The following is a 16,830-nucleotide window of genomic DNA, read 5'->3' as shown; positions in this document are numbered from 1 at the left end:
ATGCCGCCGCACAATCCCCCGAACCCTTCCCGGATTTCACGTTCAAGCGAGTCGCTCCCCCCAAGGCAGGCGTGAAAAAGCGGATAAACGTGCAGATTTCCCCCCAGGACGCTCCCGCACCGCCGCCAAAGGGAGAATCGACCAGCGATTCTCCCGCCCTCTCGTCGGCAGGAAGCAGCGGCGGACGCTATTCCTGGTTTTGGGACGCGGTATCCCCCGCAAGCGCGGATAGCGGTCCCGGACGGCTGGAGCCTGCCCTGATGCGATTGGCGGCGGCCCCGGCGGGGCAGGCGGTGCAATCGCCCCGGTTGGACGAGCTGCTGGCCATCGCCCGCGCCCATGCGCCCGCCATCCTGGAGAACACTGTGGGCACGTCGGTCAGCCCGGCGCTGGTCCTGGCGGTGATTGCGGTGGAATCGGGCGGCCGGGCTGATGCGGTCAGCCGGGTGGGCGCGCAGGGGCTGATGCAGTTGATGCCGCAGACGGCGGCGGATCACGCGGTCACCGATGCGCTGGACCCGGTACAGAACATTCGCGGCGGGATCTCGTTTCTGGACGTGTTGATGAAACGCTATGGCGGCGATCCGATCCTGGTGCTGGCCGCCTATAACGCCGGGGAGACGCGGGTGGCCGAACACCAGGGTGTGCCGGATATCGCCGAAACCCGTGATTATGTCCCCAAGGTGCTCGCCGCGTTCGACACGGCGCGCAAGCTGTGCATGACGCCGCCGATCCTGATCTCGGACGGCTGCGTTTTTCACCTGCCCTGATCGTCGCATCGGACAGGCTCCGGGCACCGGCTTCCGGGACGCCGGGCCAGGATCGACCTGGCCCCACCTCTCGCGCAGAAAAAAGGCCCGCACCGGCAAACGGGCGGACCTTTCAGGCCGTGCGGCGGTCTTGCGACCTGATCAACCCGTAGGGTCAGCCGACAATTGTCGCCTTGGTCGCGGCGCGCAGATCGTCCTCGGTCACGCCAGCGGCGGTTTCGACGATCTTCAGACCGCCCTCAACCACGTCCAGAACGCCCAGATTGGTGATGATCCGGTTCACCACGCCCGTGCCGGTCAGGGGCAGGGTGCATTCTGTCAGGATCTTGGACTCGCCGGCCTTGTTGGTGTGGTCCATCACCACCACGACGCGGCGCACCCCGGCGACCAGGTCCATGGCGCCGCCCATGCCTTTCACCAGCTTGCCCGGGATCATCCAGTTCGCCAGGTCACCGTTTTCGGCCACTTCCATCGCACCCAGGATAGCCATCGCGATCTTGCCGCCCCGGATCATGCCAAAGGAGGTCGCGCTGTCGAAATAGGCGGTATGAGGCAGTTCGGTGATCGTCTGCTTGCCCGCGTTGATCAGGTCGGGGTCTTCATCCCCTTCCAGCGGGAAAGGGCCCATGCCCAGCATCCCGTTCTCGGATTGCAGCGTCACTTCGACGCCTTCGGGGATATAATTCGACACCAGCGTCGGGATGCCGATGCCAAGGTTCACGTAAGTCCCGTCTTCAAGTTCCTGCGCCGCTCGTGCGGCCATCTGGTTGCGATCCCAACCTTTCATTGCGCTCGACATCAGGCTTCCTCCCGCTTGCGCACGGTGCGCTGTTCGATCCGTTTCTCGTGATCCCCCTGGATCAGGCGGTGCACATAGACGCCCGGCAGATGGATGTGGTCAGGGTCCAAGCTGCCGGTCGGCACGATTTCCTCGACCTCCACCACGCAGAGTTTGCCGCAGGTGGCGGCGGGCGGGTTGAAGTTGCGCGCCGCCTTGCGGAAGACCAGGTTGCCGGTTTCATCGGCTTTCCACGCCTTCACAATGGCCAGGTCCGCGAAAAGGCCCCGTTCCATGATGTAGGTTTCGCCGTCGAACTCCTTGTGCTCCTTGCCCTCGGCGATCTGGGTGCCCACGCCGGTCTTGGTATAGAAGCCGGGGATGCCTGCGCCGCCGGCCCGCATCCGTTCGGCCAGCGTGCCTTGCGGATTGAATTCCAGCTCCAGCTCTCCCGAGAGGTATTGCCGCATGAATTCGGCATTCTCCCCCACGTAGGAGCTGATCATCTTTTTCACCTGGCGGGTCTGCAACAGAACGCCCAGGCCGAAATCGTCGACGCCGGCATTGTTGGACGCGACGGTCAGATCCTTGACCCCGCTGTCCCGGATCGCGGCGATCAACAGCTCGGGTATGCCGCACAGGCCGAAGCCGCCCGCAGCGATCAGCATGCCGTCGGACAGGACGCCGTCCAGCGCCTCCGCAGCAGAGCCATATATCTTTTTCATGATTTCCTCCTGGCCAGACTGGTCACGTTCTGGCCAAGGGAGGAGGGAGAGTCAACGAAATGCCGCGCTGCGGAATATTCCTGGTGACGGGTGCCCCCGCCCCAAGCGGGGGAGGGGACCTGTCGTGGCGGTGAGCCTCGGCGCCCCGTCAGTGCGCTGGTCGGTGCGCTCGTCGGGGCGGAGGATCACTCCGTGTCCGCGGCCGGGGCTTTCCTGGTCGCGGTCGTCTTCGCCGGTGCCTTCTTGGTGGCGGTCTCGGGGGTCGTGGTCTTCTTCGCGGCGGTCTTCTTGGCCGGTGCCTTCTTGGCGGCGGCTTTTTTCGGTGCAGCCTTCTTCTTCACCGTCTTGCCGGCCTTGGCCGCACGTTCCGCGATCAGTTCCACCGCCTGGCCGATGGTCAGGGCGTCGACCTCGATCGTGTCGGGGATCGTGGCGTTGATCTTCTCCCACTTCACGTAAGGTCCGTATTTGCCGTCAAAGACATTGACCGGTCCGCCGGCCTCGGGATGTTCGCCCAGCTCCCGGATCGGCGTGGCGGCGCGACCGCGCGCGCCCCGGCTGGCGACCTTCTCGGCCAGCAGCTGCACCGCGCGGTTCATGCCGACCATCCAGACCTCTTCCAGCCCTTCGAGGTTGGCATTGGTCCCACCCCGATCAGAGGTGCTTTCGGCATGTTTCAGATAGGGCCCGTAGCGGCCGATATTGGCCCAGACATTCACTCCGTCCTCCGGATGCTGCCCGATCAGGCGCGGCAGGGTCAGCAGACGCACGGCCTGTTCCAGAGTCAGTTCCTCGGCTTCCCAATCCTTGGGGACGGATTGGCGCGGCGGCTTCTTGTTCTCTTCGGTCACCGGCCCGCGCTGCACATAGGGGCCGAACCGGCCCTTGAACACGCGGATCTCGTCGCCCTCGTCCTCGCCCAGCAACTTGCCGTCGGGGGGGATCGCACTGGCCTCGGCCTCCGCATCGGGCGGGCCGAAGGGCCGGGTATAGCGGCATTCGGGATAGTTCGAACAGCCGATGAAGGCCCCGCCCGACCGCGCGGTGCGCATCGACAGACGCCCGGCCTCGCAATTTGGGCACAGGCGCGGATCCTTGCCGTCTTCGCGCGGGGGAAACAGATGCGGCGCCAGGATCTCGTTGATCTTCTCCAGAACCTCGGTGATCCGCAGTTCCGCCGTTTCGGCAATCGCGGCGGAGAAGTCGCGCCAGAACCGGCCCAGCACGTCCTTGTAGTCGCGTTCCCCGGCGCTGACATCGTCCAGCTCCTCCTCCAGCGAGGCGGTGAAATCATATTCGATGTAGCGGGCAAAGTAATTCGACAGGAATGCCGTCACCAGCCGGCCCTTGTCCTCGGGCAGCAGGCGGGTCTTGTCCTTGCGGACATAGCCGCGATCCTGGATCGTCGTGACGATGGAGGCATAGGTGGAGGGCCGGCCGATGCCCAGTTCCTCCATACGCTTGACCAGCGTCGCCTCGGTATAGCGGGGGGGGGGCTGGGTGAAATGCTGTTCGGGCGTGACGTCGCGCTTTTCCGCCGTTTCGCCCTGGTGGACCTGCGGCAGTCGCTTGTCGTCATCCTCGGCCACGTCGTCGCGGCCCTCCTCGTAGATTCGCAGGAAGCCGTCGAACAGCACGACCTGGCCGGTGGCGCGCAGGCCGACCTGTCCGTCCTGGCTGCCGATCTCGACGGTGGTGCGCTCCAGGCGCGCGCCCTCCATCTGGCAGGCAAGCGTACGTTTCCAGATCAGGTCATACAGCTTGCGCTGATCGCCATCGGTGATCTTCAGCGCGGTGGCGTCCTTGGTCATGTCGGTGGGGCGGATGCATTCATGCGCCTCTTGCGCGTTCTTGGCCTTGTTCTTGTAGACCCGGGGCGCGGACGGCACATATTCGGCGCCGAACCGATCACCGATCGCGGAGCGCGCGGCTTCCACCGCCTCGGGGGCCATGTCGATGCCGTCGGTCCGCATGTAGGTGATGTGCCCCGCCTCATAAAGTCGCTGCGCCGCGCTCATCGTCTGGCGCGCGCCCATGGAGAACTTGCGGCTGGCCTCCTGTTGCAGTGTGGAAGTCATGAAGGGCGGCGACGGATTGCGGGAGGCCGGTTTGGCCTCCACGGATTGAACCGAAAGATCGCGGGACGTGATGGCCTGCACCGCCATCTCCGCCTGCGTCTGATCCGCAATGCTGAACCGGTCCAGCTTGTCACCGGCCAGGGTGACAAGCCGCGCCTCGTAATCCTGGCCGCGCGGGCTGCGCAGCAGGGCCTTGACGGTCCAGTATTCGCGCGGGCGGAAGGCCTCCACCTCCATCTCCCGCTCTACGATCAGGCGCAGGCAGACGGATTGCACCCGGCCCGCGGATTTTGCGCCGGGCAGCTTGCGCCACAGCACCGGCGACAGATTGAACCCCACCAGGTAATCCAGCGCGCGGCGGGCCAGGTAGGCCTCCACCAGCGGGGCATCCACGTCGCGCGGGTTCTGCATCGCCTCGGTCACCGCGGCCTTGGTGATGGCGTTGAAGACCACGCGGCTGACGGCGGTGTCGGTCTTGATCGCCTTGCGGTTGCGCAGCGCCTCCTCGAGGTGCCAGGAAATCGCCTCCCCCTCGCGATCCGGGTCAGTGGCCAGGATCAGGGCGTTGTCGTCCTTCAGCGCATCGGCGATGGCCTTCACGTGCTTGCGGCTGTCGGTGGCGATCTCCCACTTCATTTCGAAGTCATGGTCGGTGTCGACCGAACCGTCCTTGGGGGGAAGGTCACGCACATGCCCATAGGACGCCAGGACGGTGTAATCCGGGCCGAGATACTTGTTGATCGTCTTGGCCTTGGCTGGCGATTCGACAACGACGACGGGCATGTAGGCTCCTTTCACATGCGCCGGATGTTCGGATCGGCGCCTTGGCGGCGGACCATGTGGGGTCTGGCAAGTCAATGTCAATGGCGCGGTTCCCCCAGCAGCGCAAGGGGGGACCGGCGGTGTTTTGCCCGGAACGCGACCGAAAGACGCTGTGCCGGTGGGGCGTTTTGCGGGTGTTTTTCCGGAGCGTGGCTGTGGGGGCGGGTATTGCGGGGTCCGGTGTGACGCCGCTGCGCGGGACGGTGCGCGTGGCGTATGATATAGTGTGAGCATCCGGCGGGATGCGGATCGGCGAGAGGCGGCTTGCACCGGGACGGAAAGGCGCTCCCGATGCGGTCAGGCCGACGGCGGCGGCCCGAGGCCGGCCCGCGCGGTCAGAACCACCAATCCGCCCGGCTCACGGCGCAGCAACCCGGCCAATTCCATGTCCGTGATCGCCGGTGTCACCGCCCGTGCGGGAAGGGAGAGATCCCGGATCAGCTGATCCTCCGCCAGTGGAGACGGGCCCAGGCATCGCAGGATGCGCCCCTGGAGGGCCGTCACCTCCGACGTGGGGCCATCGTCCGGCGGGACAGAGGGAGCGGCCGCGTGCGGCGCAAGTCGGGTGGCGGGTCGTGCGGGCGGGCGGCGCGGACGATCGGGGTGAGCAGAGGCGGCCAGCGGCAGGTCCGCCTGGCCGCCGGCGGGGCGTCGTCCCCCCGCGCCGCGCCGGCTATCGGGCGGTGGTTGTTGGGCGGGGTGGGGCAATTGGCGGCCGGACCGGTGTCCGGAGCGCGGGCCAAGCGCCGTGGCCTCCGCCGCCGTGGCCTCCGCCGCTGGGGGCGTCGGGTGTGTGCGGTCGTCGGGCAGAGCCGCGGTGGCGGTGTCGTCCGGGGCCGTCGGGATCCGTGCCGGCGGATGTGCCGGTATATGCATGGCGTCCGGGGCGAAGGTCGGCAGCGCCTCTGCCACGTCCTGTGCGTTCCGGATCAGGGGGGCGCCGTCGCGGATCAGCATGTTGCAGCCCCCCGCGCGCGCGTCGAAAGGATGACCGGGGACGGCCAGGACTTCCCGCCCCTGGTCAAGGGCCAGGCGCGCAGTGATCAGGCTGCCGGATTTTGCTGCCGCCTCCACCACCAGGACGGCCTGGGACAGGCCGGAGATCAGGCGATTGCGCCGCGGGAAATGCCGGGCCATCGGCGACAGCCCCATCGGCTGTTCGGACAGGCGCAGGCCCGTGGCGCCGATATCGTGGAACAGCTGCGCATTCTCCGCGGGGTAGACGCGGTCCACGCCCCCGGCCATGATCGCCACGGTCCCGCCTGGCAGGGCGGCCAGGTGGGCGGCGGTGTCCACGCCGCGTGCCAGCCCCGACACGATCACGTAGCCGCGCCCCGAAAGGTCACCCGACAGATCCCGCGCCATGCGCGTCCCGAGGGAGGAGGCGTTGCGCGCGCCCACCACCGCGATGCAGGTCCGGGTCAGCAGCGCAGGATCGCCAATGGCCCACAGGATCGGCGGCGGGTCGTCGATTTCCGTCAGCGCGGCCGGGTAGTCCGATCCGCCCAGGCAGATCATTCGGGCACCGACCTTCTGCGCCGCGCGCAGTTCGGCATGGGCCACGCCGGGAGGGCAGGCCACGTATCCCGATACGCCCGCCCGTTCGGCGACGCCGGGCAGGGCCGCCAAGGCATCGCGCGCCGTGCCATACTCACGAAGAAGCCGGTAGAAGGTCTGCACCCCGACCCGACGAGAGCGCAAGAGACGGAGCCAATCCAACCGCAGATCTTCCGTGGTGGGTGGGAGTGGGGGGTGAGTGGAAGGATGTAACTCCACGTCCGGGTCGGCTCCGCCTGCTTGCAGAATCAGGTATAGCGTTCTCCGGGTTAATCAAACGTGAATAGATCTCCGGTTTTTGCACCGGGGAATCAGGTCCGGCGCGCGGCGCGCCGGGCCATGACCATCACGATCCCCCAGACCAGCAGCGATTGCCCGGTGCCCATGATCCAGGCCAGCGGCCCCAGCCAGCCCGCCAGCCCGGCACCCAGAATGCCGCCGATCCCCAGGGCCATGGCCCAGCCGCCGATGCCCCGACGCAGGGCCAGCACCAGCAATCCCGCGCCGGGCAGCAGGCCGACCCAGGAAAATAGCGGGGAGTAGAACAGGATCAGCCCGAGAAACGGCAGGCCGCCCGGATCCACGCCGACCAGTTGCGCGATCGCCGTCGCGGAAAGGGCCAGTGCCGCGCCCGCCAGCGCCGGAAGAAGCCAGGCGGCCAGAAGGGCGGCGACCCATTGCCCGGGGCGCAGGCGTCCCGGCAACGCCGGATCACTGCGCCAGACCGGCCAGCCGGTCATGCCCGCCGCGCCCGGTCCGATTTGCCTTGATCCCCTTTCACGTGGCCGAACCGCCGACGGTCAGACCGCCGATCAGGACGGTCGGCTGGCCGACGCCCACCGGCACCCATTGCCCGGCCTTGCCGCAATTGCCGATGCCGGGGTCCAGCGCCATGTCGTTGCCCAGGGCGCGGATGTTCTTCATCGCCGTGGGGCCGTCGCCGATCAGGGTCGCGCCCTTGACCGGAGCGACGCGGCGGCCGTTCTTGACGAGGTAGGCCTCGGTGCAGGAGAAGACGAACTTGCCCGAGGTGATATCCACCTGCCCGCCGCCGAAGCCCACGGCATGGATCCCGTCCGTCATGCCCCCGATGACCTCTTCCGGGGTGGCGTCGCCGCCCATCATGTAGGTGTTGGTCATGCGGGGCATCGGTGCGTGGGCGTGGCTTTCGCGGCGGCCGTTGCCGGTGGGGTCCACCCCCATCAGGCGGGCGTTCTGGCGGTCCTGCATATAGCCGACCAGCACGCCGTCCTCGATCAGCACATTGCGGCCCGAGGGCGTGCCCTCGTCATCAATGGTGATGGAACCGCGACGATCCGGGATCGTGCCATCGTCCAGCACCGTGACGCCGCGCGCCGCGACCTGCTGGCCCACCAGCCCGGAAAAGGCGGAGGAGCCCTTGCGGTTGAAATCGCCTTCCAGCCCGTGACCCACGGCCTCGTGCAGCATCACGCCGGGCCAGCCGGCACCCAGCGTCACGTCCATGATGCCGGCGGGGGCGGGCACGGCCTCCAGGTTGACCAGTGCGATTCGCAGCGCCTCCCGCGTTTTGGCCTGCCAGTCGACGGGATCAATCAACCCGTCCAGCCCCAGGCGCCCGCCGCCCCCGGCGGTGCCGGTCTGGCGCTGGCCATTGGCCTCCACGCTGACCGAGACATTGACGCGGGTCATCGGACGCACGTCACGCACCAGCGTCCCTTCGGGGCGCAGGATCTCGACCTCCTGGCAGGAGGCGGCGATCACGGCGGAGACTTGCACCACGCGCGGATCCAGGTCGCGGGCAAAGGCGTCGATCTCGCGCAGGGTGTCGACCTTTACCGGGAATTCCTGCTGCGCGATCGGGTCCAGATCGGCATAGAGACGCGTGTTCGTCGGCCGGGGGCCCGGCGCCATGCTGCCGCCGCCATCGCCTACGGCCAGCCGCGCGGTGGCGGCGGCGCGGCGCAGGGCGGCTTCGGTGATCTCGGTCGAATGGGCGAAGCCCGCGACCTCTCCGCGCACGGCGCGCAGGCCGAATCCCTCGGTCGCGTCGTAGCTGGCATTGCGGATCCGGCCGTCATCCAATTGCAACACTTCGGATCTGCGACGTTCCAGGAACAATTCTCCGTCATCGCCCCCTGCGACCGTCTCGCGCAGGACCGCAAGGGCGGCCTCCTGATCCAGCATGGTCTCGAAAGGACGGAATTCCGCGTCTGGCATGGGGTCTCCTGGTGGCTGTGGATAGCGGGTCAAGGCGGGTTGAGCGGGCAATTTCCGGAACTGAATCAGGAAAAGCGTCCGTTTGCCGCAAGAGCGATTATTGTCTGAGCGGCAAGATTATGGTTTTAAGCGGCGACAAACAACGGGCGGCGCGTCTTTACGGCGCGCTCCCGGCGTGACATGGCCGTAACGCATCAACCGACCAGGGTGACCCAATGCGATTTCTCAAACTCCTGCCGGCCCTGCTGGCGTTCCTTGCCGCCCTTCCCGCCTCTGCGCAGGATGGGCTGGAAACCGTCGGCAAACCGATCTCGGGCGGCATGGGCTTTCAGCCGGCCACGACCGAACTGGCCCGCGATCTGCAATGGCTGGACGGGATGATCCTGGTGATCATCACCGCGATCGTCATTTTCGTCTGCGGGCTGCTTCTGTTCGTGATCCTGCGTTACAACCGCCGCGCCAACCCGACACCCAAGACCTTTACCCATAATTCGCCGCTGGAAATCGCATGGACCATCGTGCCCATCGTGATCCTGCTGTTCATCGGTGTCTTTTCGCTGCCGACGCTGTTCAAGCAGCAGATCATCCCGGACGGCGACATCCACATCAAGGTTACCGGCTACCAATGGTACTGGGGCTACGAATACACCGACCACGAATTCGCCTTTGACAGCTTCCTGCTGCCCAAGGAAGAGCTGGCAGCGAACGGCTTTGCCGAGGATGAGTACCTGCTGGCCACCGACACCTCCGTCGTCGTGCCCGTGGGCAAGACCGTGGTGATGACCGTCACCGGCGCCGACGTGATCCACTCCTGGACCGTGCCGTCCTTCGGCGTGAAGCAGGACGCCGTTCCGGGCCGTCTGGCACAGCTGTGGTTCAAGCCAGAGAAAGAAGGCATCTACTTCGGCCAGTGTTCCGAACTCTGCGGCAAGGACCACGCCTACATGCCCATCACCGTCAAGGTGGTCAGCGAGGAGGCCTATGCCGAATGGCTGGACGGGGCGATTGCCGATTACGCCGGCACGCCGCGCAGCTACGATATCGCCGCCAGGTAAGGCGCGGCAGCGGGGCGCCGGATCCCGGCGCCCGCTGGGCTGTTTGACAGCAAGGGGCCTGTCCCACAGGTCTCGACAGACCGGGACGGGGCGCGCCGCGCGGGACGGGCCCCCTCCAACCAATTCATCCGGGGCGCGCGCCTGCGCAACAGGACGGCCCCTTTCGGAAGACAGCACATGACGGATGCCAGCATCACGACGCAAGCGCATGAAAAAGACGCCGGATTCAGCGATTATTTCGCCCTGCTGAAACCGCGGGTCATGTCTCTGGTCGTCTTCACCGCGGCGGTGGGCCTTCTGGCCGCGCCCGTGGCGGTGCATCCTTTCGTGGCCTTCTGTGCAGTGCTGTTCATCGCCGTGGGCGGTGGCGCCTCGGGCGCGCTGAACATGTGGTATGACGCCGATATCGACGCGGTGATGAAACGCACGGCGTCGCGGCCCGTGCCCTCGGGCCGGGTGACGGCGCAGGACGCGCTGGCCATCGGTCTGACCCTCAGCGGGTTTGCCGTTGTGATGCTGGGGCTGGCGGCGAATTGGGTCGCGGCGGGACTGCTGGCCTTTACCATTTTCTTCTATGCCGTGATCTACACCATGTGGCTGAAACGCTGGACGCCGCAGAACATCGTCATCGGTGGCGCGGCGGGGGCCTTTCCGCCGATGATCGGCTGGGCGGTGGCGACCGGCGGTGTCTCCGTCGAATCCGTGCTGATGTTTGCCCTGATCTTCATGTGGACCCCGCCCCATTTCTGGGCGCTGGCGCTGTTCATGAAGTCCGATTACGAGGCTGCCGGCGTACCGATGCTGACCGTGACTCACGGTCGCAAATCCACGCGCAAGCATATCCTTGTTTACACATTGCTGTTGGTGCCCGTGGCGCTGGCGGTAGCTGCGACCTCCATAGGGGGGCCGATCTATCTGGCGGTGTCGCTGGTGCTGAACGCGCTGTTCCTGAAAGGTGCCGTCGATATCTGGCGCCGGGACGAAGACGCCGCGCAAGCGGACGGCTACCGCGTGGAGAAGCGCGTCTTTGCGCTGTCGCTGCTCTACCTCTTCCTGCATTTCAGCGCGATCCTCGTGCAGGCGGTTCTGACCCGTTTCGGCATGGGGGGCTGGTAGAATGGCCGCATTCCGCAAGGAACACGATCTGCACAAACGCCGGTGGAGCCGCAATCTGGGCCTGGGGCTCGTACTGGGCGCCTTCGTCGCGTTGATCTTCGGCTTGACGATTGCCAAGACTCAGCAACCCGGCTTTCAGGTGCCGGGGCGCGCGCCGGTGGCGGCGCCGGAAGGGCAGGAGTAACCATGGATCGCAAGACAAAAACCGTAGCGCAGACTGCCGGGGTGGTGGTATTGATGGGCTCTCTGGCCTGGGCCTCCGTGCCGCTGTACGATCTGTTCTGCCGGGTGACCGGCTTCGGCGGCGTGACCCAGGTCTCCGACGGGACCGGCGTTGAACCACTGGACCAGACGATCAAGATCCGGTTCGACGCCTCTGTCGACCGCGACATGCCGTGGAGCTTCAAACCCGTGCAGCGGGAGATGGAGCTGAAGATCGGAGAGACGGGGCTGGCCTTCTACGAGGCGCACAACCCCACCGATCGGGTGGTCGCCGGGACCGCCAGCTACAACGTCACCCCCTATGACGCGGGCGGCTTCTTCACCAAGATCGATTGCTTCTGCTTTACCGAACAGGTCTTGCAGCCGGGCGAAACGGTGGAGATGCCGGTGACTTTCTACGTCGATCCCGAAATCGTCAGTGACAGGGACGCAAAGTACGTCCATACGATCACGCTGGGATACACATTCTACGAAACCGATCTTCCCGCGGCGGCTGCTCAGCAGGCGGCCCTGGCCGACGACGGGAAGACGGACCTAAACTGAGGGCCTCAGGCGAGGGAAACCGAGATGGCGCACGAGAAGAACCACGATTATCATATTCTGCCCCCGTCGATCTATCCATTCCTGGGATCGGTTGGCGCATTCATCATGCTGTTCGGCGCGGTGATGTGGATGGCGGAAAGCGGCCCCTGGATGTTCCTGGTCGGTCTGCTGATCGTCCTTTACACCATGTTCGGCTGGTGGCGCGAAACCGTGCTGGAAAACAATGCCGGCGATCACACCCCGGTGGTCCAGATCGGGCTGCGTTACGGCGTGATTCTGTTCATCATGTCCGAGGTGATGTTCTTTGTCGTCTGGTTCTGGAACTTCTTCAAGAACGCGATCTACCCGATGGGCCCCGAAAGCCCGATCCGCGACGGCGTCTGGCCGCCCGCCGGGATCGAGACCTTCGACCCCTGGCACCTGCCGCTGATCAACACGCTGATCCTGCTGTGCTCCGGCGCGGCGGCGACCTGGGCGCACCATGCGCTGGTGCACGAGGAAAACCGTGAAGACATGAAATGGGGCCTGATCATCGCGATCGGCCTCGGCGTGATCTTCACCTTCTTCCAGGCCTATGAATACAGCCACGCCGCCTTTGGCTTCTCCGGCAACATCTACGGGGCGACGTTCTTCATGGCGACGGGCTTCCACGGCGCGCATGTGATCATCGGGACGATCTTCCTGTTTATCTGCCTGATGCGGGTCTACGCCGGGCATTTCACCGCGAAGAACCACATCGGGTTCGAGGCTGCCGCCTGGTACTGGCACTTCGTCGACGTGGTCTGGCTGTTCCTCTTCGTGGCCGTCTACATCTGGGGCGGCTGACCCGGCGAGGCCGGCGCGCCGCGATGGAAGCGGTGTTCCGGCCGACGGGATCTTGAGACAGGGTTGAAAGGCGCGGGGCGGGGCTTCGCGCCTTTGTCGTTGGGACGCGCCGGGGCGGCCCCGCGGCCGGGGCTGGACGATTGGGGTCGCAACCCGCAGGGTGCGACAGAGGACACGAGGACAGGCATGGCACGAGAAACGAAACGGATCATCGGCGCGCTGGTCCTGGGGGTGCTCGGGGTGGGGGTCCTGCTGGCCCTGGGGGGCTGGCAGCTGCAACGCCTGGAGTGGAAGACCGAGGTTCTGACCCAGATGGAGGCCCAGATCTCCGGCGAGCCGCAATCCCTGCCGGACCGGGCTCTGCCGGAGCGGGACCGCTTTCTGCCCGTCGCGGTGGAGGGGCAGCTGGGCGACCGGGTGCTGCGAGTTATCGCTACGCGGCCGGGGCAGGGGCCCGGACATCGCCTGATCTCCGCGCTTGAGACCGGGGACGGGCGGCGGGTGCTGCTGGAACGCGGCTTCGTGGCGCAGGGCGGCGACGTAACCCCGCCGCAGGGCAGCCTGCGCATCACCGGCAATCTGCATTGGCCACGAGAGGTCGACAGCCTGACCCCGCCCCCCGACACCGACAACGACCTGTGGTATGCGCGCGACGTGCATGCCATGGCGCGGGAGCTGGGCACCGAACCATTCCTGATCGTGGCGCGCATGATCTCCGGGGCGGCCGATCCCGCCACGCCCTGGCCTGTAGACACCTCCAGCGTGGCCAACGATCACCTGCAATACGCGATCACCTGGTTCTCCCTGGCGGCGATCTGGCTGGTCATGACCCTCTATCTGATCTATCGCATCCGGCAGCAGGGAAAGGCTGAGCGATGAAATACATTTCGACCCGCGGGCAAGCGCCCGAACTGACATTCGAAGAGGCGATGCTGACCGGGTTGGCGCGTGACGGCGGCCTTTACGTGCCTGCCGAGGTGCCCCGATTCACCGCAGAGCAGATCGCCGCGATGGCGGGGCAAAGCTACGAGGACGTGGCCTTTTCCGTGATGTCGCCCTTTGTTGGCGAAAGCTTCTCGGCGGAAGAATTGCGCGGTTGCATTGCCCGCGCCTATGCGGATTTCGGCCATGCTGCCCGCGCGCCGCTGGTCCAGCTGGCGCCAAACCACTTCCTTCTGGAACTGTTCCACGGCCCGACACTGGCGTTCAAGGATTTCGCCATGCAGCTGATCGGCCAGCTGTTCCAGACGGCGCTGAAGCGTTCGGGTCGCCGGGTCTGCATCGTCGGCGCGACCTCCGGTGATACTGGGTCCGCCGCGATCGAGGCGTTTCGCGGATTGGACAATGTCGATGTTTTCATCCTGTATCCGCATGGCCGGGTCAGCGAGGTGCAGCGCCGGCAGATGACCACACCGTCGGAATCCAACGTGCATGCGCTGGCGATGGATGGCCACTTCGACGATTGCCAGGCCCGCGTTAAGGATATGTTCAACGATTTCGCGTTTCGTGATGCGGTGGGGCTGGCGGGCGTCAATTCCATCAACTGGGCGCGGGTGCTGGCGCAGGTCGTGTACTACTTCACCGCCGCCGTATCGCTGGGCGCGCCGGGCCGTGCGGTCAGCTTCACGGTGCCGACGGGCAATTTCGGCGATATCTTCGCGGGCTATATCGCCCGCAAGATGGGCCTGCCGATCGAGAAGCTGGTGGTCGCGACCAACCAGAATGACATCCTGCACCGGTGCCTGACCACCGGGGCGTATCGGCCCGACGGCGTGATCCCGTCGATCAGCCCATCTATGGACATTCAGGTCAGCTCCAATTTCGAGCGGGTCTTGTTCGATGCCTATGGGCGCGACGGCACCGCCGTGGCGCAGCTGATGGAGGAGCTGAAACAAGGCGGGTTCAGCGTCAGCCAGGGGGCGCTTCAATCCCTGGGAGAGCAGTTCCTCTCCGGTCGCGCGTCGGAGGAAGAAACGACGCAGACCATCACCCGCCTGCGCGGCACGACCGGCGAAATCCTGTGCCCGCATAGCGCGGTGGCGGTCAAGGTTGCGGAAGACCTGCGCGATCCCCATGTGCCGATGGTCACGCTGGCCACCGCGCATCCGGCGAAATTCCCCGACGCGGTCGAGGCTGCGACGGGCCTGCGCCCCGCGCTGCCGCCACGCATGGCCGATCTCTTTGATCGTGATGAACGTGTGACCCGGATCGGCAATGATCTGGGCGCCATCGAAACACTCATTCGGGAACGGGTATCGAATTGACCGTAAACCTTACTACGCTGTCCAATGGCTTCCGGATCGTCACCGAGGCGATGCCGGGGCTGCAATCCGCCTCCATCGGTGTCTGGGTCGGCGCCGGCGGCCGGCATGAGCGCCCCGAACAGAACGGGATCGCGCATTTTCTGGAACACATGGCCTTCAAGGGCACGACGCGGCGCAACGCGCTTCAGATCGCGGAGGTGATCGAGGACGTCGGCGGCTATATCAACGCCTATACCTCCCGCGAGGTGACCGCCTATTACGCCCGCGTGCTGAAAGACGACGTGCCGCTGGCGCTGGACGTGATCGCCGATATCCTGCGCAACTCCATCTTCGACACCCGCGAGATCGAGGTGGAACGCGGCGTGATCCTGTCGGAGATCGGGCAGGCGCTGGACACGCCCGATGACATCATCTTTGACTGGTTGCAGGAACGTGCCTATCCCGAACAGCCGCTGGGCCGCACCATCCTGGGGCCGGAGGACCGGGTCAGCAGCTTTGCCCGCGCCGATTTCGCGGCCTTTGTCGCCGAACATTACGGACCGGAACAGATGGTTCTGTCCGCAGCGGGGGCCGTGGATCATGACGCCATCGTCGCCGCGGCGGAGACATTGTTTGGCGATATGAAGCCGTTGCCGGCCATGCAGACAGAGGCCGCCCGCTTCGAAGGCGGCGAATACCGCCGCGAAAAGGTGCTGGAACAGGCCCATGTCGCCATCGGCTTCGAAAGCCCGGACTACCGCAGCAGCGACGCCTATGTCGCGCAGGTCTACGCGGCGGCGTTGGGCGGGGGCATGTCCTCGCGCCTGTTTCAGGAACTGCGGGAGAAACGTGGCCTGTGCTACACCATATTTGCGCAGGCAGGTGCCTATGCCGACAGCGGCATGACGACGATTTATGCCGGGACGTCCGGTGCATCGATGGCCGAATTGCCGCTGCTGGTGCTGGATGAGATGCGGCGCGCTGCGGATGACTTCTCGCAGGCCGAAACCGATCGCGCGCGCGCCCAGATGAAGGCCGGGATGCTGATGGGGCTGGAGGGGGCGTCGTCGCGTGCCGAACGTCTGGCGCGCATGGTGCAGATCTGGGGCCGGGTACCGCCACTGACCGAAGTGGTCGAGAAGATCGACGCCGTCACCGTCGCGGAACTGCGGGCCTATGGCGCACGGATGGCGCAGCGGGCGCCGATGGCGCTGGCGCTGTACGGGCCGGTGGCACAGGCGCCCGATTTCGAAGGGCTGGTTGCCCGCCGCGCTGCCTGATGCGGCTGTCCCGCCGGAAAACGCGGATCGAGACGGAGCGGATGACGCTCCGTCCGCCCGTTCACGGCGATTTCCGGGCCTGGTCCGACCTGCGACGCGAAAGTCGCGACTACCTGTCCCCCTGGGAACCTGCCTGGGCCGCCGACCACCTGTCGCGCCGGGCTTTCACCAACCGGGTTTATTGGGCACAACGGTCGATCAGCGGTGGCACCGCGCTGCCGCTGTTCCTGATCCGCCGGCAGGACGACGCGCTGCTGGGCGCGATCACCCTGGACAACATCCGGCGCGGCCCTTCGTTGTCGGGTACGCTGGGCTATTGGACGGGGGAACGCCATGCCCGGCAAGGCTACATGCGGGAAGCGATCCTGGCGCTGGTGCATTATGCCTACCATCGTATGGACCTAAGCCGGATCGAAGCCGCCTGCCTGCCGGAAAACGCTCCCTCGCGCGGGTTGCTGGAGGCCTCGGGGTTCAAGTACGAGGGCGTCGCGCAAAGCTATCTTCAGATCAACGGGCGCTGGCGGACCCATGTCCTGTATGCCGCGCTGCGCATGGACCGGCGCGGACGCACCGACGCCGGATAGATCAGGGCAACGGTCAGTGCGCCGCCCGTCCTG

General features: G+C 66.0%; 16 protein-coding genes. 10 read left to right on the top strand and 6 right to left on the bottom strand.

The window, feature by feature from the left end; translation table 11 throughout:
• The first annotated feature begins 260 nt into the window (after positions 1–260).
• Positions 261–770 (top strand): lytic transglycosylase domain-containing protein, encoded by a 510-nt coding sequence (locus G5A46_RS19905; RefSeq protein WP_338050014.1) that lies wholly within the window; start codon positions 261–263, stop codon positions 768–770.
• 154 nt (positions 771–924) lie between these two features.
• Here G5A46_RS19905 and G5A46_RS01380 read toward each other — a convergent pair whose 3' ends face one another.
• The 6 genes from G5A46_RS01380 to tldD all read right to left on the bottom strand — a co-directional run bounded on the left by G5A46_RS01380 (position 925) and on the right by tldD (position 8,929).
• Entirely contained in the window at positions 925–1,569 is a 645-nt protein-coding gene (locus tag G5A46_RS01380; protein WP_204318672.1) for a 3-oxoacid CoA-transferase subunit B, read from the bottom strand.
• On the bottom strand, positions 1,569–2,273 hold the full coding sequence (locus tag G5A46_RS01375) for a CoA transferase subunit A (protein WP_163846582.1): 705 nt from the start codon (positions 2,271–2,273) through the stop codon (positions 1,569–1,571). The genes G5A46_RS01380 and G5A46_RS01375 overlap by 1 nt, the downstream gene beginning before the upstream one ends.
• 185 nt (positions 2,274–2,458) lie before the next feature.
• Positions 2,459–5,134, bottom strand: a complete 2,676-nt coding sequence (gene topA, locus G5A46_RS01370) for a type I DNA topoisomerase (RefSeq protein ID WP_163846579.1) — start codon at positions 5,132–5,134, stop codon at positions 2,459–2,461.
• A gap of 336 nt (positions 5,135–5,470) precedes the next feature.
• Positions 5,471–6,892: a DNA-processing protein DprA gene (gene dprA, locus G5A46_RS19930; RefSeq protein ID WP_420821341.1), complete on the bottom strand. Its 1,422-nt coding sequence runs from the start codon at positions 6,890–6,892 to the stop codon at positions 5,471–5,473.
• A 149-nt stretch (positions 6,893–7,041) separates the two neighbouring features.
• Complete coding sequence (locus tag G5A46_RS01360; protein ID WP_163846577.1) at positions 7,042–7,470, bottom strand: hypothetical protein; 429 nt, start codon at positions 7,468–7,470, stop codon at positions 7,042–7,044.
• A gap of 37 nt (positions 7,471–7,507) precedes the next feature.
• Positions 7,508–8,929, bottom strand: a complete 1,422-nt coding sequence (gene tldD, locus G5A46_RS01355; RefSeq protein ID WP_163846575.1) for a metalloprotease TldD — start codon at positions 8,927–8,929, stop codon at positions 7,508–7,510.
• A 215-nt stretch (positions 8,930–9,144) separates the two neighbouring features.
• Here tldD and coxB point away from each other — a divergent pair, with 215 nt between their 5' ends.
• From coxB to G5A46_RS01310, 9 genes are all read left to right on the top strand, one after another.
• Complete coding sequence (gene coxB, locus G5A46_RS01350) at positions 9,145–9,984, top strand: cytochrome c oxidase subunit II (protein ID WP_163846573.1); 840 nt, start codon at positions 9,145–9,147, stop codon at positions 9,982–9,984.
• 177 nt (positions 9,985–10,161) lie between these two features.
• Entirely contained in the window at positions 10,162–11,100 is a 939-nt protein-coding gene (gene cyoE / locus G5A46_RS01345; protein WP_163846571.1) for a heme o synthase, read from the top strand.
• A gap of 1 nt (position 11,101) precedes the next feature.
• Complete coding sequence (locus tag G5A46_RS01340; RefSeq protein ID WP_163846569.1) at positions 11,102–11,284, top strand: hypothetical protein; 183 nt, start codon at positions 11,102–11,104, stop codon at positions 11,282–11,284.
• 2 nt (positions 11,285–11,286) lie between these two features.
• A complete protein-coding gene (locus G5A46_RS01335) occupies positions 11,287–11,865 on the top strand; it encodes a cytochrome c oxidase assembly protein (protein WP_163846567.1) in 579 nt (192 codons plus the stop codon).
• Between the two features lie 24 nt (positions 11,866–11,889).
• Positions 11,890–12,690: a cytochrome c oxidase subunit 3 gene (locus tag G5A46_RS01330; RefSeq protein WP_163846565.1), complete on the top strand. Its 801-nt coding sequence runs from the start codon at positions 11,890–11,892 to the stop codon at positions 12,688–12,690.
• A gap of 186 nt (positions 12,691–12,876) precedes the next feature.
• On the top strand, positions 12,877–13,569 hold the full coding sequence (locus G5A46_RS01325; RefSeq protein ID WP_163846563.1) for an SURF1 family protein: 693 nt from the start codon (positions 12,877–12,879) through the stop codon (positions 13,567–13,569).
• Positions 13,566–14,954 carry a threonine synthase gene (gene thrC / locus G5A46_RS01320; RefSeq protein WP_163846561.1) on the top strand — a complete coding sequence of 463 codons (1,389 nt, stop codon included), beginning with the start codon at positions 13,566–13,568 and terminating at the stop codon, positions 14,952–14,954. Before G5A46_RS01325 ends, thrC begins: the two co-directional genes overlap by 4 nt.
• Complete coding sequence (locus G5A46_RS01315; protein ID WP_163846559.1) at positions 14,951–16,213, top strand: M16 family metallopeptidase; 1,263 nt, start codon at positions 14,951–14,953, stop codon at positions 16,211–16,213. The genes thrC and G5A46_RS01315 overlap by 4 nt, the downstream gene beginning before the upstream one ends.
• The gene (locus G5A46_RS01310; RefSeq protein WP_163846556.1) at positions 16,213–16,797 is read left to right on the top strand and encodes a GNAT family N-acetyltransferase; all 585 of its coding nucleotides are present in this window, start codon (positions 16,213–16,215) and stop codon (positions 16,795–16,797) included. Before G5A46_RS01315 ends, G5A46_RS01310 begins: the two co-directional genes overlap by 1 nt.
• Positions 16,798–16,830: the final 33 nt, after the last annotated feature.

This window comes from Pseudooceanicola aestuarii, assembly GCF_010614805.1.
Taxonomy (GTDB): domain Bacteria; phylum Pseudomonadota; class Alphaproteobacteria; order Rhodobacterales; family Rhodobacteraceae; genus Pseudooceanicola; species Pseudooceanicola aestuarii.
Note: the sequence above shows the minus strand (reverse complement) of the source record. Positions and strands in the feature narration are given on the sequence as shown.